Below are 17,387 nucleotides of genomic sequence, written 5' to 3' on the forward strand. Positions count from 1 at the left end.
GGGATATGCAGGAGCCGACACACCACATTGCCGCGACACTCAAGTCGCTGCGCGGCGCGCAAGGCTGGAGTCTGGATCGGGCCTCGCGTGCCACGGGCGTCAGCAAGGCCATGCTGGGGCAGATCGAGCGTGGCGAGTCGAGTCCCACCGTGGCGACGTTATGGAAAATCGCCGGAGGGTTTCGCGTCTCGTTTTCGCTGTTCTTCGAACAGGCCTCGGTTGAGGGTGGCTCGCCAGACAACGCCGCCGTCACGGTATTGGAAGATGCCGCCGCCGGCATGACGGTGACACCACTCTTCGCCTTCGACCCGGCCCTGCGTTTCGAGATGTTCCTGATCGAACTGGCGTCGGGCGCCTGCAGCGAGTCGTCACCGCACGAGCCGGGTGTCGTCGAGCATGTCGTCATGCTCGACGGGACTCTGGAATTGGCCCTCGACGGCCACTGGGAAGCCCTCGGACCGGGCGAGGCACGCCGCTTCGCCGCCGACCGTGAGCATGGCTATCGCAATGTCGGCGAGCGAGCGGCGCGTTTTCACGACGTGATTCATTACCCGCAGGTCTAGGCCATGCACGAAAAGCCGATGAGCCATGGCCAGACCTGGCAACCCGGGGAATGGTCTTACACCTGAACGTCGAGTGTCACGTCGATGTTACCGCGGGTGGCATTGGAGTACGGGCAGACCTGGTGGGCCTTGTCGACCAGAGCGTCGGCCTGCTCACGATCCATGCCCGGCAAGTTGATGGTAAGCGTCACTTCGATGCTCATCCCATTGCCTTCGGGGCCGATCCCGACATCGCCCTGGATGTGTGTGTCTCGAGGCAATGACGCCTTTTCCTTAGAGGCCACCAGCTTGAGGGCGCCGATGAAGCAAGCGGCGTACCCCGCAGCGAAAAGCTGCTCGGGATTGGTGCCTTCTCCGCCTGCGCCGCCCAATTCCTTGGGAGTGGTGAGTTTTACATCCAGAGCGTTGTCCGACGAGGTGGCGCGACCGTCACGACCGCCGGTCGCAGTGGCTTGGGCACGATACAGGACGTTATCGAGTGACATGGGAATTCTCCTGACAGGGATGGTTATCGCTTCCTATTAAATAGTGTGCGATTCATTTGCGTGAAAAAAAGGATCGAGGCATGCGGCATTCTCACCCCATGTCCAATCCCCGGCGTAGATGATGCAATGCTTGCTTGAGTTCTCGGGCCTCCTCCATCGTCAAATGACTGGCGCAACGTGCCGAGTGGGGGATCGACTCGGCTTGGCTACGCAAGTGGCGCCCTTGATCGGTGAGCGTCACCTCGACCTGCCGCTCATCGTGGCGGGCGCGCTTGCGTATGATCAGGCCCGCCTTCTCCAAGCGCTTCAATAGAGGCGTCAGCGTTGCCGAATCCAGATGAAGCTGCTCCCCGATGGCGGACACCGTTTGTTTCTCCTGCTGCCACAGCACCAGCATCGTCAGGTACTGGGGATAGGTCAGCCCGAGCTCCTGCAACAAGTGCCGGTAGAGCTTGTTCATCGCCAATTGCGTCGAATAGAGCGCAAAGCAGAGCTGTGAATCAAGCGCGAGCGGACTGTCGGTGTCTTCTGTCATGGTCATGACTTCAATTTGGATCGCGCACGATTTAATCGCCAATCGATTTCCTTTATGGCGCTCCTTCGGAGTGGGCTATCATCTCCGTGTCGGCCGCCACTCAGCGGTGTGGCCGGCTTGCCTCCGGCGTCTTATGGGGACATGTCCGCCAAGGCCTCGGGCCGATATTTTTCGAGCAATGCCCAAAGAATGGCGGCGCTGTGTGCATCCGGATAGCCGTCATGGCGCGTGGGGCGAAAGTGCATCTGAAAAGCGCGCAGGCTGTCATGGGTAAGCGCGTCGTAACGACCGGTGACCGCCACTGGATAGCCGTACGCCGCCAGCGCGCGCTGAAATTGCGTGAGCGAGGGGGGAGCTTTCATGAAACGCCGCTGGTAGGCCATCACGCGCTCTGACGCCGGCCAGGCGCCGATCCCCGCGCGATACAGGCGATACCAGGGAAAGCGTGGGCCGGGGTCGATCTTGCGTCGTGGCGCGATATCGGCGTGACCGACGACATCCACGGGATCGATGGCGTGGCGCTCGATGATGTCCCGTGCCAGCGCGATGAGGGTGTCGATCTGGCGCGCCGGGTAGGGCGTCCAGGTACGTCCATGGGGCGTGTCGCGTGGTCCTTCGTTGACGATCTCGATACCGATGGACGTGTCGTTGAGGTGGGTGCGTGAATGCCAGGCACTGACACCGGCATGCCAGGCGCGCCGCGCTTCATCGACCAGTTGATAAACCGTGGGCGGTGCCGTGGGCGTCACTAGATAGTGTGAGCTCACGTCAGGGCCGGTCAGCGTGCGCAGCGAACGGCGTGCATTGCTGTCGGTGTAATGCAGCACCAGATGCTGTACGCGGCTATTCTGCGCGCTGGACTGATAACGATGGTCGACCCGGTAGCCGTCGCGAGATTCCAGCCGCGGCGTACCGCTGCACGCGGTCAGCGCGAGCAGGCAGATGACGATCAGGCAGGTGCCCGGCAGGGCGGGTATGATCGGTGGCCACCGCGTCGGGTACGAGAAAAGGCGTGGCGTCGGCATGGCGGCGTCTCCGGCGTGGCGATATCACAAAGCGGTATGCCAGTGGGCGATCAGTATGCCCAGCGTGAGCGTCAGCGAGAAGCTCAGCATGGTACCCAGCAGAACATACTCGGTGAGCTTGCGGTCGCGGTCTTCACGCAGATCGCCGAAACGCAATACCGACTTGGCGGCGAGCAGGAAACCGATGGGCACGAGTTGGTCGGCCAGCACGAACGTCAGCACCAAAAACCGCTCGAGCATGCCGATGCGCGCGCCGGCGTCCGCCAATGTCCCGCTGTTGTCCACGCCATGACTCCAACGCCGCATGATCAGGGCGATGAGAATCGAGAACGGCCGCATGACGATCAGGTATGCCAAGATCACCAGCAGGGTCCGGGGGTGCAATAACCATGCGGCGGCGTGGCCGAGCCAGGCCCCACCGGTGCCGAGCCATGCCCAGGTCGCGACGAGCACGACGAGATGCAGCGCCTGATCGATGATGAAGTAACGCACCTGCTCGGCCGGGGCGTGGCTCTTGAAGGCGTCGATGACGAGATGCGTCACGGCGATGACAGCTGCGCCCAGCAAGGCGATGGCAAGGGATTGTGAACTGCTGAGCACCAGCCAGGCCAACGCGCCATGCACACCGGCATGCAAGTAAAGGGCGCGAGACCTCTGGTGATGAGCGTTCTTGTCGCGAACCCAGGCAGCGCTCTGGAGCAGGAAGTCTCCCACCAGGTGCGCGATCAGCAACAGCAGTAGCGTCGTAAAGGGAGAACCGATCATCGTGGCGCCTCCATGACGGCGGTGATGCGCTGGCCGACATGCACGAGATAGTCCTCGATCAGCGGCCAACGCGCGGCGTGCAAGCGTTGGTGAATCGTCGGCTGCGCGCGCCCGAGACGTTCCGCCAACGCCTTCTGGGTCTCGGCGTGTTGCAGCCGCCAGTAGATCGTTTCGGCGGCGTTATGGGTCCATCCTTGCAGAACGGCGTCAGCGAAGCGGGTCAACAGCGCCAGGCTGTCATCGGCCTGGGGTAATGACAGCGCAAAGCGTGCATCGCCCTCGCTCAAGGCATCCAACGCCTGGCCGGAGCGCACATAGATCTCGCCATTGGCCGAGGCAAAGCGCCCCGTTTCGGGTAAATCTCCCGTGCCGACCGCGACCGCGATACGGGCATCCCATGTCTCGCGGCGCGAGGGGGAGTGCCGTATCAAGGCGGCACGCGTCAGCACGGCCGCCATCATGGCCTGGCCGGGCGAGGGCAGGGCGACCTGAAAACCGTCGCCTCGGTAGCGATCCACGCGCGCGGCGTATTGTGTCTCGAGGAGTGACAGGGTGCTCGTGAGTGCCTTGTCCAGCCCCGCGGCATCCTCGATGCGGCGCGATCCGACGATGTCACCGGTAAGCACGCCGAGCGGTATCTCATTCATGCCTTGCGATCGCCTTTTATTACGATATATGGCAATAATAGTAGATTAATACTATAAGTCGATGTCTTTGCAGAATGGCTCGATTAAAAAAGAAACACGGCGCAGAGGCGCGTCGCTCTTTTATATGTAATTATATACAGTATTCGAGGCATTCCAACCCTGCAGACCCACATCGGGCCGTAGGGCCGGTTGCTCGTGGTTCCAGGCGCGCCTAGACGTCGGCTGCGAGGGCCTCGGCGGGGGATGAGAGCATGCGTGCCAGGGTGGTGTTACGGCCCTGCTCCTTGCAGGCATACAGGGCGGCATCGGCGCACGCAATCATGGCGTCGATATCCGCGTCGATGCCGGGGGGGCTGGTAACGACGCCCGCGCTGACGGTCACCACATCGGCGGTGGGCGAGTACTCATGCGGCATGCCCATGGCCTGGATCATGCCGCGCATGGCGTCGGCGAGACGCCAGGCCTCCTCGCTGGGCGTATCGATGAGCAAGACCAGAAACTCCTCACCGCCCAGGCGTACGACGATATCCGAGTCGCGACGGAAGGTATCGCGCAATACGCCCGAGATCTGCACCAGGCACTCATCGCCGGCCGGATGGCCATAGTAGTCGTTGTAAAGCTTGAAATGATCGACGTCCATCATCAGCACCGACACCGTACAGTCGAGACGACGTGTCAGCGGCAGGGCGACATCGAGCCGATTTTCCAGCATGCGACGATTGCCCAGTTTCGTCAGCGGATCGATCAGCGATTGTTCCAGCAACTGCGCATTGTGGGTCTTGAGGTCCTCGACCAAGTGCTGGAACTGGCGTGCCAGCTCGCCGACTTCGTCGTCACGTTCGGTGAGGTAGGTCGCCATCATGAGGTGGGTATTGTCACCGTCATGCAGCCGACGCGCATGCTCGGCAAGCCGCCGCATGGGGTGCAAGAGATCATGCTCGATTCTCAGCAGGAGCCAGCCTGCTGCCAGTGAGACCAGCACGAGCAGCGCGATGACCTGAATGGGCCAGGGCCAGTGTGCTCCACCGACTCCCCAGCCGACCAGGCCGCTCAGCATGAACGCCAGCACACTCAGGCGCGCCCATGGCCTCTTGAAGATAAGTGTATGTTTTCCCTGCATCGGTATTATAGACATTATGAGCTATGCCGTTTTTATGAAGAGAGTATTCTAAGCAGTGAGCTAATGTAAATAAAGGTATCTTATAAGTAAAATTAAATTAATTTTTACGAGTTGATCCATGTCATTTTAAACATACGTTCGAGGGGCGACGTAGCGAATCCGTTATTGAAGTTATGTTTTATCTTTGAATTATCGATTCAATCGAGTGGGTTGGTAGAGGAAAAAGAAGAGTGAAGCGCAGCGACAGGCCGGGCACCTGACAAGGGGGACATGATATGCAGGCCTGACGCGGAACGGCCCATGGTGCGTGAATTGTATACATGCGTTGTGTACAAAAAACCCCGCTCCAAAGGAGCGGGGTGCCAAAAACGTCAGCTAGTCAAGAAAAGTCTTAGAAGTTGAAACCGAAGTTGGTCTGCAGGCTGGTGTGCCAGTCGCCATCAGTCGGTGAACCGAAGTAGCCAAGCGCGTTCTTGTTGGCGACGACACTAAACCAAGCGTAATACGGGCCGGCGGTGACCTTCATGCCCAGATCGTTGAGCATCGGGTCGTCGACATCGCCGAAACCACCATTGACGGGTGAATAATCGTCCGCCGGGCTGATGTAGCTGAAGTCGTTATAGAAGTAGAGGTTGTCGATATCCCCCCAGTTGACGTCCATGCTGTACGCCAGGCTGGCGGAATACGTCTGGCCCTTGGCAGGGATCAGATAGTTGAAGCCGAAGGCACCGACCTGGAGCACATTGTCGGAAATGCCGGATTCGGACTCGGCCGGGTTTTCGGCATCGTATTCGTAGGCGGTGGCCTGCAACAGCGTGTACCAGTTGCCGTAGCTGCCGTTCAAGCCCACGGCGGCCTGCCAGTTGCTGCCGCTTTCGTTGGTCTGATTGTTGTAGAGCTGACCGCCCTTGGCCGAGACGTTGATCTCGGTGGTGTAGTCGGTGCCTTGACCGAAGGTATAGGCGACACGCGCGGCTACTTGGTTTTCTTCGGTGTTACCCTGATTGCCACGTGTGTCGATATCACCATTATCTTCATAAGTGGCGTCAGTGGTGCCGCCAATCGCATTGGCGCCGTAGTGCTCGTTGCTGTTACCCAACTGGTCGCTCTTGAAGAAAGCCAGCGAGGTGTCCCAGGCGCCCTGGGAGTGATCCCACTTGATACCGGCGTTCTGGTTGTCGTTGAAGCCGGCGAGATACGGCAGGGTGCCGTACCAGCCCAGGTAGCCGTAGTCCATGTTGCCGAACGGCGTCTGGACCAGCCCCACCTTGACGGTGTCGTTGTCAGTGGCCTGATAGCCCAGCCAGCCCTTCTTGAGGAACTGGTAGCCGTCATAGAAGCGATACTCGAACGAGTACAGGAAGTCGTCGTGCTGACCGTCGACGCCGAGCACGAACTTGCCGAAGTCCATGTCGCCGGCGGTATCTTTGTCGACCTGGTCCCAGTCGTTATAAACGCCTTTCAACTGCAGGGTACCGCTGAACTGGGAATCCTGAATCGATTCGATCAGCGAGCGGTTTTCCTGAGCGAGATCTCGCGTGCTCGAGGTTGCCTGCTCGCTGTCGGCGCTCGCGGTCGACTGCTGGGCGTTGAGCTGCTGCTCCATGCGCTCGACTTGTGCGCGCAGTGCATCCAGTTGGCGCTGCATGGCCTCGGTGTCTTGTTGTGCGAGGGCCGGGGCGGCAAAAGCCAGTGTGCCGGTGACGCCCATGGCGGCGAGGCCGGCTGCCTTGAATGATCGTTGTGCCACTTTATTTTCTCCGTTTCCTGCTTAGGGTCGTGAGTCGTCGGATGGGCTGGGTCGCCCTTGCGAACTGACGTCAAGGAAACATCGAACCGGGCGATCGCATGCGCCCTTTCATGAGGCGCACGAGAGTACTACCACCCTCGGCATGAGAGGGCGTGATCACGCGAGGTGACCGTGTAGTGGGATGCGGTTCATAAGTTCCCTGAATTTTCTTCATTCTCGTTATGGCGCGCATCATACCGAAAGACATCGCTTTCATAAAGCGGTGTTATGAAAAACGGGGGCTAATCTAAGTTCAACTGTTATGAAAGGGGGGTGGTGCCGGGGCGAGCATGGTGGTGCACGGCGCCTCCTGCTAAGGTGCTCGCATGTCATACTCATGAAATCGTATCAGGAGACAACCGATGCAACGTGCGTGGCCATGGTTGATGGTGGGACTCGTCGGACTGGGACTGAGCGTGACGGGGTGTAGCTACACGCCTGCGCGTATCGATCCTGAGCCCATTATTGAAGTCGGAGACGGTCATCATGATCACGATGAGCGTCACGAGGGTGAGCATGGCCACGGCGGCGATTTCTGCCCACCGGGTCAAGCCAAGAAAGGCAATTGCTGAGGCAACGCTGCATCATCGCTTTGACGATGCGGGGCGGACGTGTCGGTAGCATAAAAACGCCATGGCCGAATATGTCGACCATGGCGCAAGATTCGTACTCCCTTGGCGTCTCCCTGACGCATCGGCACCTGCCGATTCCCTTGGGCGTCCTGCCCAACATGCATCCGTAACGCGCTGAACGACAGTGTCCCTTGTCTAACAAGCGATAGGCCGGCGAGCCAGGGGTCGATGACCCATGACCGGCCATGCCCCCTTTTTACCGCATGTTCATGACAACGAGACGTCAGCAACATGACGTTGTTGTGGCCACTTCTGGTACTATTCCCGGTTTTTCGTCCAATGCACTCAACGGGAACACGGCAATGAATGCGGTTATTTTGGCCGTTCTGGTCATGGTAGGACTCGCCTTGGCGCGGGTATCGGTGGTCTTTGCGCTTATCGTGGGGGCTCTGGTCGGAGGCCTGGCAGGCGGGCTGGGGCTCGATGAAACGCTCGCCGCGTTCAACGACGGCGTGGGAGGCGGTGCCAAAGTCGCACTGGCCTATGCAACGCTGGGGGCATTTGCGGTAGCCATTTCACGCTCCGGACTTCCCGACTTGTTGGCCCAGCGTTTGATTCGTCTGCTTGGGCACGAGGCATCTTATAAACGCCAATCGGTGGTCAAATACATCTTGCTCGGGTCATTGCTATTAGTCGCGATTTCCTCGCAGAATCTGATTCCCGTCCATATTGCCTTCATTCCCATTCTCGTTCCGCCGTTGCTCAAGATCATGAATCCCCTGCGTCTGGATCGCCGCATGGTGGCCTGCGTTTTGACCTTCGGCCTAACGGCCCCTTATATGTTGTTACCCGTCGGATTCGGGGCGATCTTTCTCAACGATATTCTATTGGCCAACATCAATTCGGCGGGCGAGGCCGCGGGACTCGAAGTGACACGCACCATGGTGCCACTGGCAATGGGCATTCCGGTGGCCGGCATGGCGCTGGGACTACTGGTCGCTGTATTCTTCTCTTACCGCAAGCCCCGCGATTATGACTCGAGCGAAATCGTGACCAGTAACGTGCCGCATCATTCCGGCGAGATGAGTCTCCATAAACGTGGATTGGTCATGGCAGCCGTGGCTATTGTCGCGGCTTTATCGATTCAGCTTTATACCGGCTCGATGATCGTGGGTGGACTCGTCGGCTTCGCGTTATTGTCCTTGGGCGGGATTTTCAAGTGGCGAGAGGCCGATGACCTGTTTACCAGCGGCATGCGCATGATGGCACTGATCGGCTTCATCATGATAACGGCGGCGGGGTTTGCGTCGGTCATGCAAGCCACCGGTGAGATCGACACCCTGGTCGAGAACGCTTTCGCCATTATCGGCGACAACCAGGGACTCGCCGCACTGATCATGTTGCTGGTCGGCCTCTTCATTACTCTGGGCATCGGCTCGTCGTTTTCGACGATTCCCATCATCGCTGCTATTTACGTGCCGCTGGCCATGCAGTTCGGCTTTTCGCCCATGGCGACGGTGGCGCTGGTAGGCACCGCCGCTGCGCTGGGCGATGCCGGCTCGCCGGCCTCCGATTCGACGCTGGGGCCGACCTCGGGGCTCAATGTCGATCGCCAGCACGACCATATCTGGGACTCCGTTGTCCCGACGTTTCTCCATTACAACATTCCGCTCATCGTCTTCGGATGGTTAGCGGCGATGTGGCTTTAACGGATTAAATAAAAAATAAACACAAGACTTGGCAATAAGCGAAGAAGTGGCGATAATATGAGCACATCCCAACTGCCTAGAGGTAAAGAATGTCTCTGTTGAGCGAGTACATGAAAAAGGAACAGCTGCTGAAGCAACTCAGCGAAGAGTTGCAGCAGCTGGAAAAGGACCAGCGTCTGACAACAGAGCTGGAATTCAAGGAAAAGCTCGAAGCCTTGATGAAAGAGTACGACAAGACACCCGCTGCTGTTATCGAAATGCTTGACCCGCAGCCGGATTCGCGTCCTGCGGCAGCCTCTCAGGCAACGACTGGCGGGCGCCGTAAGCGTAAGCTGAAGATCTACAAGAACCCCAACACCGGTGAAGTGGTGGAAACACGGGGTGGTAACCAAAAGACGCTCAAAGCGTGGAAAGACCAGTACGGCAACGATACCGTCGAGTCCTGGTTGGTTCGCGTCGAGGACTAAGCGTCCTTGGGATAAGCACTTTCCATTGAAAGTGCACTGAGTACGTCAAGCGTACTCTCCGGAAAGGCTGATGCATCACGCATCAGCCTTTTTTTATGGGGCGCCAATGGGTGAGGCTAATGAATCGCTAAAAGCGGTACACCCAGTTCAAATCGCTCTAGTGGCGTATGCGGTGAAGCGCCTTCTTCCCACATCACCATGACAGGCTCTCCACTCAGCCATTCATTATGCGTCGGTAACCATTCGTATAACAGATAGGCAAATGCGCCGATGATGTTCTCCCTACCCGTTACACGCATCTTGGCTTGCCGCCGGCTAGGCATATGAACCTGTCGAAAGGCCATCGCCGGGGGCGTCACGCAGTCGCCCTGGACCCGGAAGCCAAAGTCGATGCGGACCCTGCCGGCTGGCGTGATATTCGGATCATCGTGATAGACCCAGGTACGCGCGGTCTGGCATCCCGCCAAGTACTGCTGCCAGCGTTGTGCGTAATAGCGCCACAAGCTGGGGTGAGCGCTCACCGGTACGTCACCGTAATGACGCGTCAAGAAACAGCGTGTCTCTCGTTGCGTTTCAACTGTCAGCGCCTCGGGGGCACGTCGAGGTACCGAATCACGCAGGCGGTCATGGAAGCGGCGGCGATAGTCGCTGGGCGATACGCCGAAGTAGCCATGGAAGGCGCGCGTGAAAATGGCATGACTGCGGTACCCGCAACTGATCGCGACGTCAAGCACCTGCATGGGCGTACGACATAGCAGCAAAGCCGCGCGCTCGAGCCGCAGCGAATCGCGATAGCGACCAGGCGAGATACCGAAGACACGGTTGAAGTTGCGTCTTATTTGCGCTTCTGAATACCCCAGATAATTAGCAAGCTCGCTTATTGAAGGGCTGGCATCGGCGCGTTCATGCAGCCATATCTCGGCGGCACGCATGGCATTGAGGCTGGTTGATAACGATGACGCATGTGCCGTCATGCACGATTCTCCTTGGTATTTGAGCGGTTTTGTTTGTAAGTCATCGCCGACGAGGTCCGTAAATGGCGGAAACATGATTGGAATTGCAAAGCCTAGTAGAATGAGAACCCTAATATGCAAATCAAGAAAAGGATAGTACGGAAATCATACGAAAAGGATGAGTTTTTTGGAATAATTTTTTATATAAACATTGGTTAACAACTTAGCTTTGCTTCGTGTCAACCTGGTTGAATGCTTTGTCATTACGTCAGGTAATGATGGAGGAATGTCATTTTTTTATTAATAATTCGTATAATAAACAGTGCCTTAAGGTTGTCGTGGAAGTAGCAAGGTGAGACTCAAGGATCAGAAGATAAGTGGGTGTTCATGCTATTTCTAGGGCTATAACGCTTGGCATATGGCTTTCACGCATCAGAAAAGGGTGAGGTATTTCCTGAAATAAAGGGCGTTAACGGCGCCACCAAAGGCTACCCATAAAACCGAAAACCGAAAGCAGTCAACGATAACTATTGGAGGTCGAGATGCTTGGGGAACTCAAGGTACCGACAATGACGACGATCGTACTGGCACTGGCCCTGAGTGGCTGTAGTGGTAGTTCATCGGAGTCTCAACCCCTGGATGGGGGAGGTGGAAGCGGTCCCGACATGGGCAATAATGACGGCGGCGGCGGTAATGACGGCGGCGGTAATAATGACGGCGGCAGTAATAACGGAGGTGATGGCGGTAATAATGGCGGCGGTGACATGGTCGATAATTCCACCGCCGCCGAACAAGTCGTCTCCGATGCAAGCGACGCCACGACGGGTGTTGGCGATACCGTGATCGGCGCGGGTGAGGCCATCTCGCAATCCGATATCGGCGGCGCCGGCTTCGTCACCGACGGTGCCGGCAATGTCGTCGTTGATGTCGGGGAAGGCGTCAATAGCCTCAGTACGGGGTTGCGTGACGGGCTCGGCAATCTGAGCGAAAACGACAATGCACTGGGAACGACCTTGGGCGGCGCGACCTCGACGGTAGGAGACGTCGGTGAAGCGGTTTCATCCGCCAGCACCATCGTGACGGGGTTGAATACGCTCCCGGTCGTCGGCCAGCTCGATCAGAAGACCAACCTGGTATCGGGGCTCGGTGACACGGTCAACCAGCTCGGGGTGGCGGTGACCTCTACCGCAGACTCGCTGACGTCGTCACTGACGGCGGAAGACGGCCATCTGAGCGGGCTGACCACCGAAGTCACAGGTGTCGTTCGTCCACTTGTCACCAATCTGGAAGGTACCACCCAAAAGCTGGGTGATGGCCTCGGTGTCGGCCAGCCGGTCGATAATCTGTTGACCTCGGTCGGTGGTGTCGTCACCCAACTCGGTGGCCGCGTCGGCGAACGTTCCGAGGCTCTCGGCGGGCTGGGCGGCACCCTGCAAGGCGTCGGCAATGCCGTGGCCGATCTGGGCGGTGTCGTCAATGGCGAAGGCAATGACGGCGGACTGCTTGGCGGCGTGACCGGCGGCAAAGGAGGCTTGCTCGGTGGCGTGACAGGGGGCAATGCCGATGGCGAAGGCGGCGGCTTGCTCGGCGGTCTGACCGGTGGTGAAGGAGGCTTGCTCGGCGGTGTAACCGGCGGCCTGGCCGGCGGCGGAGAAGACGCTGACGGCCAAGGACTGGTCGGTGGTCTCGTCGGTGGTTTGACCGAGACCACGGGGGGGCTGACCGGTGGTGCCTCCAGCGACGACAACGACAGCGGCAGCAAAGGACTCGTTGGCGGCTTGGTCGGCGGCGTGACCGATACGGTGTCAGGCGTGACCGGCGGTTTGACCAGCGGTTCGGTCGTCGGCGGCGATGGCAGCGATCAAGACAGCGAGCGCAATGGGCTACTCGGCAATCTGCTGGGCGGTAGCCTGCTGGGTCGCAACTAACGCCAAGCAGCACTGAGAGATATTGAACGCCAACGACGCAGCAAGGTGCCCTCATGGACCGCCATGAGGGCACGCCCGGTGCCCGGCACCGGCACCCGAGAGCCGCCACCACACCATAACGAGCGGCTCCGACAAGACACACACAGGGAAGCTACACTATGCCGTCATTCTTGCGTCTTCGTCGTGACGCACGTCGTCGCCCGCTGCCCGCATCGCTGCTGGGCTGCCTGGCCATCGTAACGGTCGGCCATGGAGGCCCGCTCATGGCCGACGATGTCGTCCCTTCCTTCATCGACGAACGCTCGCCGACCGCCACGCGTGAGCAACAAGCGCAACGCGAACGCCAGCGCACACTGGAGCTCAACGTCCAGCAGCCGGCCTCGGCACCGGGCGTGTCGGAGAACGCGCGAGTCAACGTCCGACATATCAATATCCGGGGCGGCTCGGTGTTCGAACTCGACGAATTGGCCGCACCACTCAAGCCCTTGGTGGGCAATACGGTCAGCGTGGGCCGGATCGAACAAGCCGTGAAGCGTATCACCCAGCGCTATCAAAAAGCCGGTTATCCGCTCGCCTATGCTTACCTGCCGGCGGACAACTTCGCCAACGGCAATGTGCAGGTCGTGGTGGTCGAAGGCTATATCGCCCGCGCCGAGCTGGATATCGACAACGACGCCGTGGCCGCTCGCGTCCAGCGCCTGATCCAGCGTATGGCCGAGGAACGTCCCCTGCGCCGCGAGCGTTTCGAGCGTTACACCGCCCTGATCGAACGTATCCCCGGCGCCAGCCTCTCGGTCAACGTGCCGCTGCCGCGCACCATCAACGGCGCGACCACCGTGCGTGTCGAGGCCCGCGATATCGAACGTGTCGACGCCGGCCTCTCCGTGGATTACGACAACGAAGACGACACCCAGGTGCTGGCCAATATCGCCACCCAGGCGAATACCCGGCATGCCGAACGCCTCTCGCTGGCTGGTTTGCTGCCCGTGGAAAGCGACGATGAATACCTCGCTGCTGAATACGGCCAGGCGCTGGGCAGCGATGGCCTGCGTCTCAAGCTCTCGGCGACTCATTTCGATGGTGACGACGTCACCGACACCCAATTGCTGGGGGTACCCATCGAAGCGCGGGAAAGCAAGGAGCGCCAACGCTATCGCATGGGACTCGAATATCCCCTCGAGTTGTCCCGCGACACGCTATGGGAAGTCGGCGGCGCGCTCGAGTATCTCGATGAAGAGACCCGGTACCGATACACCACCACTGGCAACGACGACCTGTTGCGTGCCAACGAAACCCTGCGCTACGGCACCGTCGAGCTCAACACCCTCTATCGGCGTGTCAGCGATGATCGGCTGTGGGAAATCGGTGGCGAGCTGCGCCAGGGCCTCGGCGTCGCCGGCGGCAAGAACGAGCTGGATATCACCACGCTCGGCGTCACCGAAAACAGCGACGATACGCTGAATTTCACGCGTCTGGGCCTCAATGGACGTTGGGTTCAATCGCTCGGCACGCGGTGGCGGTTGACGACCCGCGTGGATGGCTTCTGGGCAGCCGATAGCCTGCCCGTGCCCGAACGTGGCAACTACGGTGGCACCCACTTTGGACGCGGCTACCCGGACGGCCAGGCCGAAGGGGATTACGGCTACGCCGGTGAGGTCGAACTGCGCTTTCTGCAAGCCGTGCCCTGGGGCTGGGTCAGCCGGCTCGAACCCTACCTGGTCGTCGACGGCGCGCGCACCCGCTTCCATGACAACGACATCGAATACAACCTCGCTTCGGCCGCCTTCGGGCTCGAATTCACCGACAGTCGTCACTATCGGCTAGGCGTGGAATACGCGCGTCCCATCGCCGAGGAAGACCTGGAAACCGATAACCGCGACGGACGCATCAACGCACGCCTGTCCTGGCAGTTCGATGGCGGCTAGCGGAGGCGACGCAAGGGGGAAGAAGGAAGTTAGAAGAAGGAAGGTAGAAGATGTAAGAGGGAAGTTAGAAGACGTAAGAGGGAAGTTAGAAGAAGGAAGTAGCAGGACAGCACTTATCACAACACGCGGGGAAACATCATGCGTATTTCACTGATCGATAAGTTCACCACTCTGACACAACGCATCGCGGCGCGCGGCCACGCTGCCAAGCCACTGAATCAGGCCCGCTTCAAGCGTCAGCAGGGCGCCACCGCGATCGAGTACGCGATTATCGCGGCTTTGGTGACAGCGGCGTTGTTCGTTGCATTTGGGCAAACCGGTCTGGGAAGCATTTTCACTGATCTATTTGCCAAAATCAGCACTCTGATATCAGGCGCTTCCACAGCGGCACCCGAGTAATACGGAAGGGATGACGACCATGTCCCCCAAAACCCTGAAGATCGTGGCGGTGCTGTTGGTGATGCTGGCCTTGGGGCTGGGCTTCACCGGTTGGCGGTTGACTCAGCAGGCCGTGCCGCCATCGCTGACCGAGTCCGCTATCGAGTCGGCTACCGAGGCGCCGGCGAGACAGCATCCGGCGGTGGTGGCCACGCGGGATCTGCGTGCAGGTACTGAGTTGCAGGCCGAGAACGTGACGGATACCGCCACGGGGTCGCCGATGCTGGCGGTGGTCGATTTCCCCAATGCCTTGCCGCAAAGCTTTGCCGAGCGCAACGCTTTGGAAGGGCGCGTGCTGACGCGTCCGATCGAGGCCGGCGAGGTGATCCGCAAGGAGGATTTCGCGCTGGGCAGCGTGCTGGCCAGACAGATTCCCGCCGGCTATCGCGCCCTGGCCATCGGTGTCGATGAGGTCATCGGCGGCGGCGGTTTCATTGTCCCCGGCGACCGGGTCGATGTGCTGTTTCAAGCGCGTGCAGCCGAATCAGGCGACCGACGTCAGACCTTGGCGCGCCGGCTCCTCGAGGATGTACTGGTGCTCGGGTATGGCGACGACCTGCGGGGTGGCGTCGATGACCAGCGCGACGACAACGGTCGTAATGGCGCCCGCACCGCCGTGGTTGCCGTCAACGAAGCGCAGGCGCCCAAACTCCTGTTGGCCGAGAGTACCGGCCGCCTGCGGCTGGCCGTCGTGGGTAGCCGAGAGCGGATCGATGACCTGATGGCCAATCTCGTCACCGCGCCGGATGGGCAGGGCGATGCCCTGGTGCTGGGATTACCCGAAGACCGCAGTGCCGCAACGTCACGCTCGGCAGGTACGTCGAGCGACGACGCGCTCGCACCCGCCGTGACCTACGCCGATATCGCCGCCATCGACGACGATGACCAACCATCTGCCGCGCCGCGGCGCGCGGACCAACAGGCAAGCGGCCATCGCGTCGTGCAATTCATTGGAAGCGAGCGGCGTGTGATCCAAACGCAGAATTAAAAAGCAACGCGTCTATATAAAGCCGACGACACGATAACGACACGCGCGACCCATCTAGCGATGCCAACTGTCGCGCCCATGCAGGGAAGAAGGAAGCTACCATGCGCGAGACCGCAACCTCGAGCGTCGAACGCCTCGGGCGACGCTCAGTGTACTGGCTGGTGTGTGCCTTGATGCTGCTGATGTCCTTTCCGAGCACGGCTCAGCAAGGGGAACGCACACTGCGTCTGGACATCGGTGACCAGCGCCGCCTGACATTCGACCGGCCGGTGGCACGCACGGCGCTTGGCAATGGCGATATCGTCAGTGCTCAGGTGCTGGGGCCACGTCAACTCATGATCACCGGTCTGGCATCGGGAACCACTGCGCTGAGCGTATGGCGCAGCGGCCGCGAGACACCGCGCGACTACCGCGTGACGGTGCGCCCGCGTGGCGCTCGGGGCATGGAATCCGAATACACCCTGGCCGGCGGTACCGATACGCCCACGCTTGCCGGCGAGACTGAATCCCTGGCGCGCCATGCTCAAGCGCGCAAGCGGCTCGGCGATCAAAACGTGGTGGATGCCACTCGTCAGACGGGGCCTGTGCAGGTTCAGACCGATATCCGCGTCGTCGAGGTCAACCGCAGCAAGTTGCAATCCGCGGGTTTCTTTTTCGGCAAGAATAACGGCGGCAACACACTGCTAGGCGTCGGTACCAGCGGTGCCCTGGGCGGCGCCGAAGCCATCGGCGACACCTTCAGCCAAGGCTTTTCCTTCCTCACCGGCTCCGGCTTCCAGACCGGCAATGGCGGCTACAACATCGTCGCGGGCAGCGCCGACGACAGCATGCTCGGCGTGATCAGCGCGCTGCGCAGCAATGGCTTCGCCTACACGCTGGCAGAACCCAGCCTGGTCACGCTCTCCGGGCAAAGCGCTTCGTTTCTCGCCGGTGGCGAATTTCCCTTCCCGGTCAGCAATGACAACGGCGATGTGCGCATCGAATTCAAGCAGTTCGGTGTGCGCCTGCAGCTCACTCCCACCGTGCTGGACAGCAACAGCATCATGCTCAAGGTCGCGCCGGAAGTCAGCGAGCTCGACTTCACTCAGGGCGTACAAGCCAGCGGCGTCGCCGTGCCCGCGCTCAACGTGCGGCGTACCGATACCACCGTGCAGCTTGGCGACGGCGAGAGCCTGATCATCAGCGGCCTGGTCAGCAACAGCACCATGCAGACCGTGGACAAGTTCCCCGGCCTGGGCGATCTGCCGATCATCGGGGCATTTTTCCGCTCCACGCGTTTCGAGACCCAGAACAAGGAACTGGTGATGGTCGTCACGCCGCATCTGGTCTCGCCGATGGCCGCCGGGGCACCGCGTCCGCAATTGCCCGGCGAGGCACTGCGGCGCTATGACCCCTCGTATCTGGAACTGTTGTTCGACCCGCAGAACGCCGCCAGCCTCGAGCGCCTGGGCAACGTCGGCTTCAGTCGCTAGAGACGC

The 17,387-nt window shown here is 60.0% G+C and carries 16 protein-coding genes and 2 pseudogenes; 9 read left to right on the forward strand and 9 right to left on the reverse strand.

The window, feature by feature from the left end; all coding sequences use genetic code 11:
• The first annotated feature begins 5 nt into the window (after window positions 1-5).
• Entirely contained in the window at window positions 6-563 is a 558-nt protein-coding gene (locus C8E00_RS02425) for a helix-turn-helix domain-containing protein (RefSeq protein ID WP_133694069.1), read from the forward strand.
• Window positions 564-619: 56 nt separating this feature from the next.
• On the opposite strand, the gene C8E00_RS02430 is transcribed toward C8E00_RS02425, so the two are convergent.
• From C8E00_RS02430 to C8E00_RS02460, 7 genes are all read right to left on the reverse strand, one after another.
• On the reverse strand, window positions 620-1,048 hold the full coding sequence (locus C8E00_RS02430) for an organic hydroperoxide resistance protein (protein WP_133694071.1): 429 nt from the start codon (window positions 1,046-1,048) through the stop codon (window positions 620-622).
• A gap of 91 nt (window positions 1,049-1,139) precedes the next feature.
• Window positions 1,140-1,583 (reverse strand): MarR family winged helix-turn-helix transcriptional regulator, encoded by a 444-nt coding sequence (locus tag C8E00_RS02435; protein WP_133694074.1) that lies wholly within the window; start codon window positions 1,581-1,583, stop codon window positions 1,140-1,142.
• A gap of 131 nt (window positions 1,584-1,714) precedes the next feature.
• Window positions 1,715-2,608 carry an N-acetylmuramoyl-L-alanine amidase gene (locus C8E00_RS02440; protein WP_133694077.1) on the reverse strand — a complete coding sequence of 298 codons (894 nt, stop codon included), beginning with the start codon at window positions 2,606-2,608 and terminating at the stop codon, window positions 1,715-1,717.
• A 24-nt stretch (window positions 2,609-2,632) separates the two neighbouring features.
• A complete protein-coding gene (locus tag C8E00_RS02445; protein WP_133694080.1) occupies window positions 2,633-3,373 on the reverse strand; it encodes a DUF3307 domain-containing protein in 741 nt (246 codons plus the stop codon).
• Window positions 3,370-4,020 carry a hypothetical protein gene (locus tag C8E00_RS02450; protein ID WP_133694082.1) on the reverse strand — a complete coding sequence of 217 codons (651 nt, stop codon included), beginning with the start codon at window positions 4,018-4,020 and terminating at the stop codon, window positions 3,370-3,372. The genes C8E00_RS02445 and C8E00_RS02450 overlap by 4 nt, the downstream gene beginning before the upstream one ends.
• Window positions 4,021-4,231: 211 nt before the next feature.
• On the reverse strand, window positions 4,232-5,140 hold the full coding sequence (locus C8E00_RS02455; protein WP_208291859.1) for a GGDEF domain-containing protein: 909 nt from the start codon (window positions 5,138-5,140) through the stop codon (window positions 4,232-4,234).
• A 391-nt stretch (window positions 5,141-5,531) separates the two neighbouring features.
• Window positions 5,532-6,890 (reverse strand): hypothetical protein, encoded by a 1,359-nt coding sequence (locus C8E00_RS02460; RefSeq protein WP_133694087.1) that lies wholly within the window; start codon window positions 6,888-6,890, stop codon window positions 5,532-5,534.
• Window positions 6,891-7,291: 401 nt separating this feature from the next.
• Between C8E00_RS02460 and C8E00_RS02465 the strand changes: the two genes are divergently transcribed.
• The 3 genes from C8E00_RS02465 (at window position 7,292) to C8E00_RS02475 (ending at window position 9,677) form a co-directional block, all read left to right on the forward strand.
• Complete coding sequence (locus tag C8E00_RS02465) at window positions 7,292-7,501, forward strand: hypothetical protein (protein ID WP_133694089.1); 210 nt, start codon at window positions 7,292-7,294, stop codon at window positions 7,499-7,501.
• A gap of 362 nt (window positions 7,502-7,863) precedes the next feature.
• Window positions 7,864-9,210 carry a Na+/H+ antiporter family protein gene (locus C8E00_RS02470; protein ID WP_133694091.1) on the forward strand — a complete coding sequence of 449 codons (1,347 nt, stop codon included), beginning with the start codon at window positions 7,864-7,866 and terminating at the stop codon, window positions 9,208-9,210.
• An 89-nt stretch (window positions 9,211-9,299) separates the two neighbouring features.
• Entirely contained in the window at window positions 9,300-9,677 is a 378-nt protein-coding gene (locus C8E00_RS02475; RefSeq protein ID WP_133694094.1) for a histone-like nucleoid-structuring protein, MvaT/MvaU family, read from the forward strand.
• A gap of 116 nt (window positions 9,678-9,793) precedes the next feature.
• Here C8E00_RS02475 and C8E00_RS02480 read toward each other — a convergent pair whose 3' ends face one another.
• A complete protein-coding gene (locus C8E00_RS02480; RefSeq protein ID WP_166638217.1) occupies window positions 9,794-10,651 on the reverse strand; it encodes an AraC family transcriptional regulator in 858 nt (285 codons plus the stop codon).
• A 743-nt stretch (window positions 10,652-11,394) separates the two neighbouring features.
• Here C8E00_RS02480 and C8E00_RS16850 point away from each other — a divergent pair.
• Window positions 11,395-12,099 (forward strand): annotated as a pseudogene (locus tag C8E00_RS16850) (collagen-like triple helix repeat-containing protein); the annotation flags it as partial.
• On the opposite strand, the pseudogene C8E00_RS16855 reads toward C8E00_RS16850, so the two are convergent.
• Window positions 12,007-12,429 (reverse strand): annotated as a pseudogene (locus C8E00_RS16855) (hypothetical protein); the annotation flags it as partial. The pseudogenes C8E00_RS16850 and C8E00_RS16855 overlap by 93 nt on opposite strands.
• A gap of 287 nt (window positions 12,430-12,716) precedes the next feature.
• Between C8E00_RS16855 and C8E00_RS02490 the strand changes: the two are divergent.
• The 4 genes from C8E00_RS02490 to C8E00_RS02505 all read left to right on the forward strand — a co-directional run bounded on the left by C8E00_RS02490 (window position 12,717) and on the right by C8E00_RS02505 (window position 17,381).
• On the forward strand, window positions 12,717-14,483 hold the full coding sequence (locus tag C8E00_RS02490; RefSeq protein WP_133694101.1) for a ShlB/FhaC/HecB family hemolysin secretion/activation protein: 1,767 nt from the start codon (window positions 12,717-12,719) through the stop codon (window positions 14,481-14,483).
• A 138-nt stretch (window positions 14,484-14,621) separates the two neighbouring features.
• A complete protein-coding gene (locus C8E00_RS02495; RefSeq protein ID WP_133694103.1) occupies window positions 14,622-14,882 on the forward strand; it encodes a Flp family type IVb pilin in 261 nt (86 codons plus the stop codon).
• Window positions 14,883-14,901: 19 nt separating this feature from the next.
• A complete protein-coding gene (gene cpaB, locus C8E00_RS02500; RefSeq protein ID WP_166638219.1) occupies window positions 14,902-15,909 on the forward strand; it encodes a Flp pilus assembly protein CpaB in 1,008 nt (335 codons plus the stop codon).
• A 101-nt stretch (window positions 15,910-16,010) separates the two neighbouring features.
• Window positions 16,011-17,381, forward strand: coding sequence for a type II and III secretion system protein family protein (locus tag C8E00_RS02505; protein ID WP_133694108.1), 1,371 nt, complete (start codon window positions 16,011-16,013; stop codon window positions 17,379-17,381).
• Window positions 17,382-17,387: the final 6 nt, after the last annotated feature.

The sequence above is a fragment of the Chromohalobacter marismortui genome (genome assembly GCF_004364315.1).
In the GTDB taxonomy this organism is placed as follows: domain Bacteria; phylum Pseudomonadota; class Gammaproteobacteria; order Pseudomonadales; family Halomonadaceae; genus Chromohalobacter; species Chromohalobacter marismortui.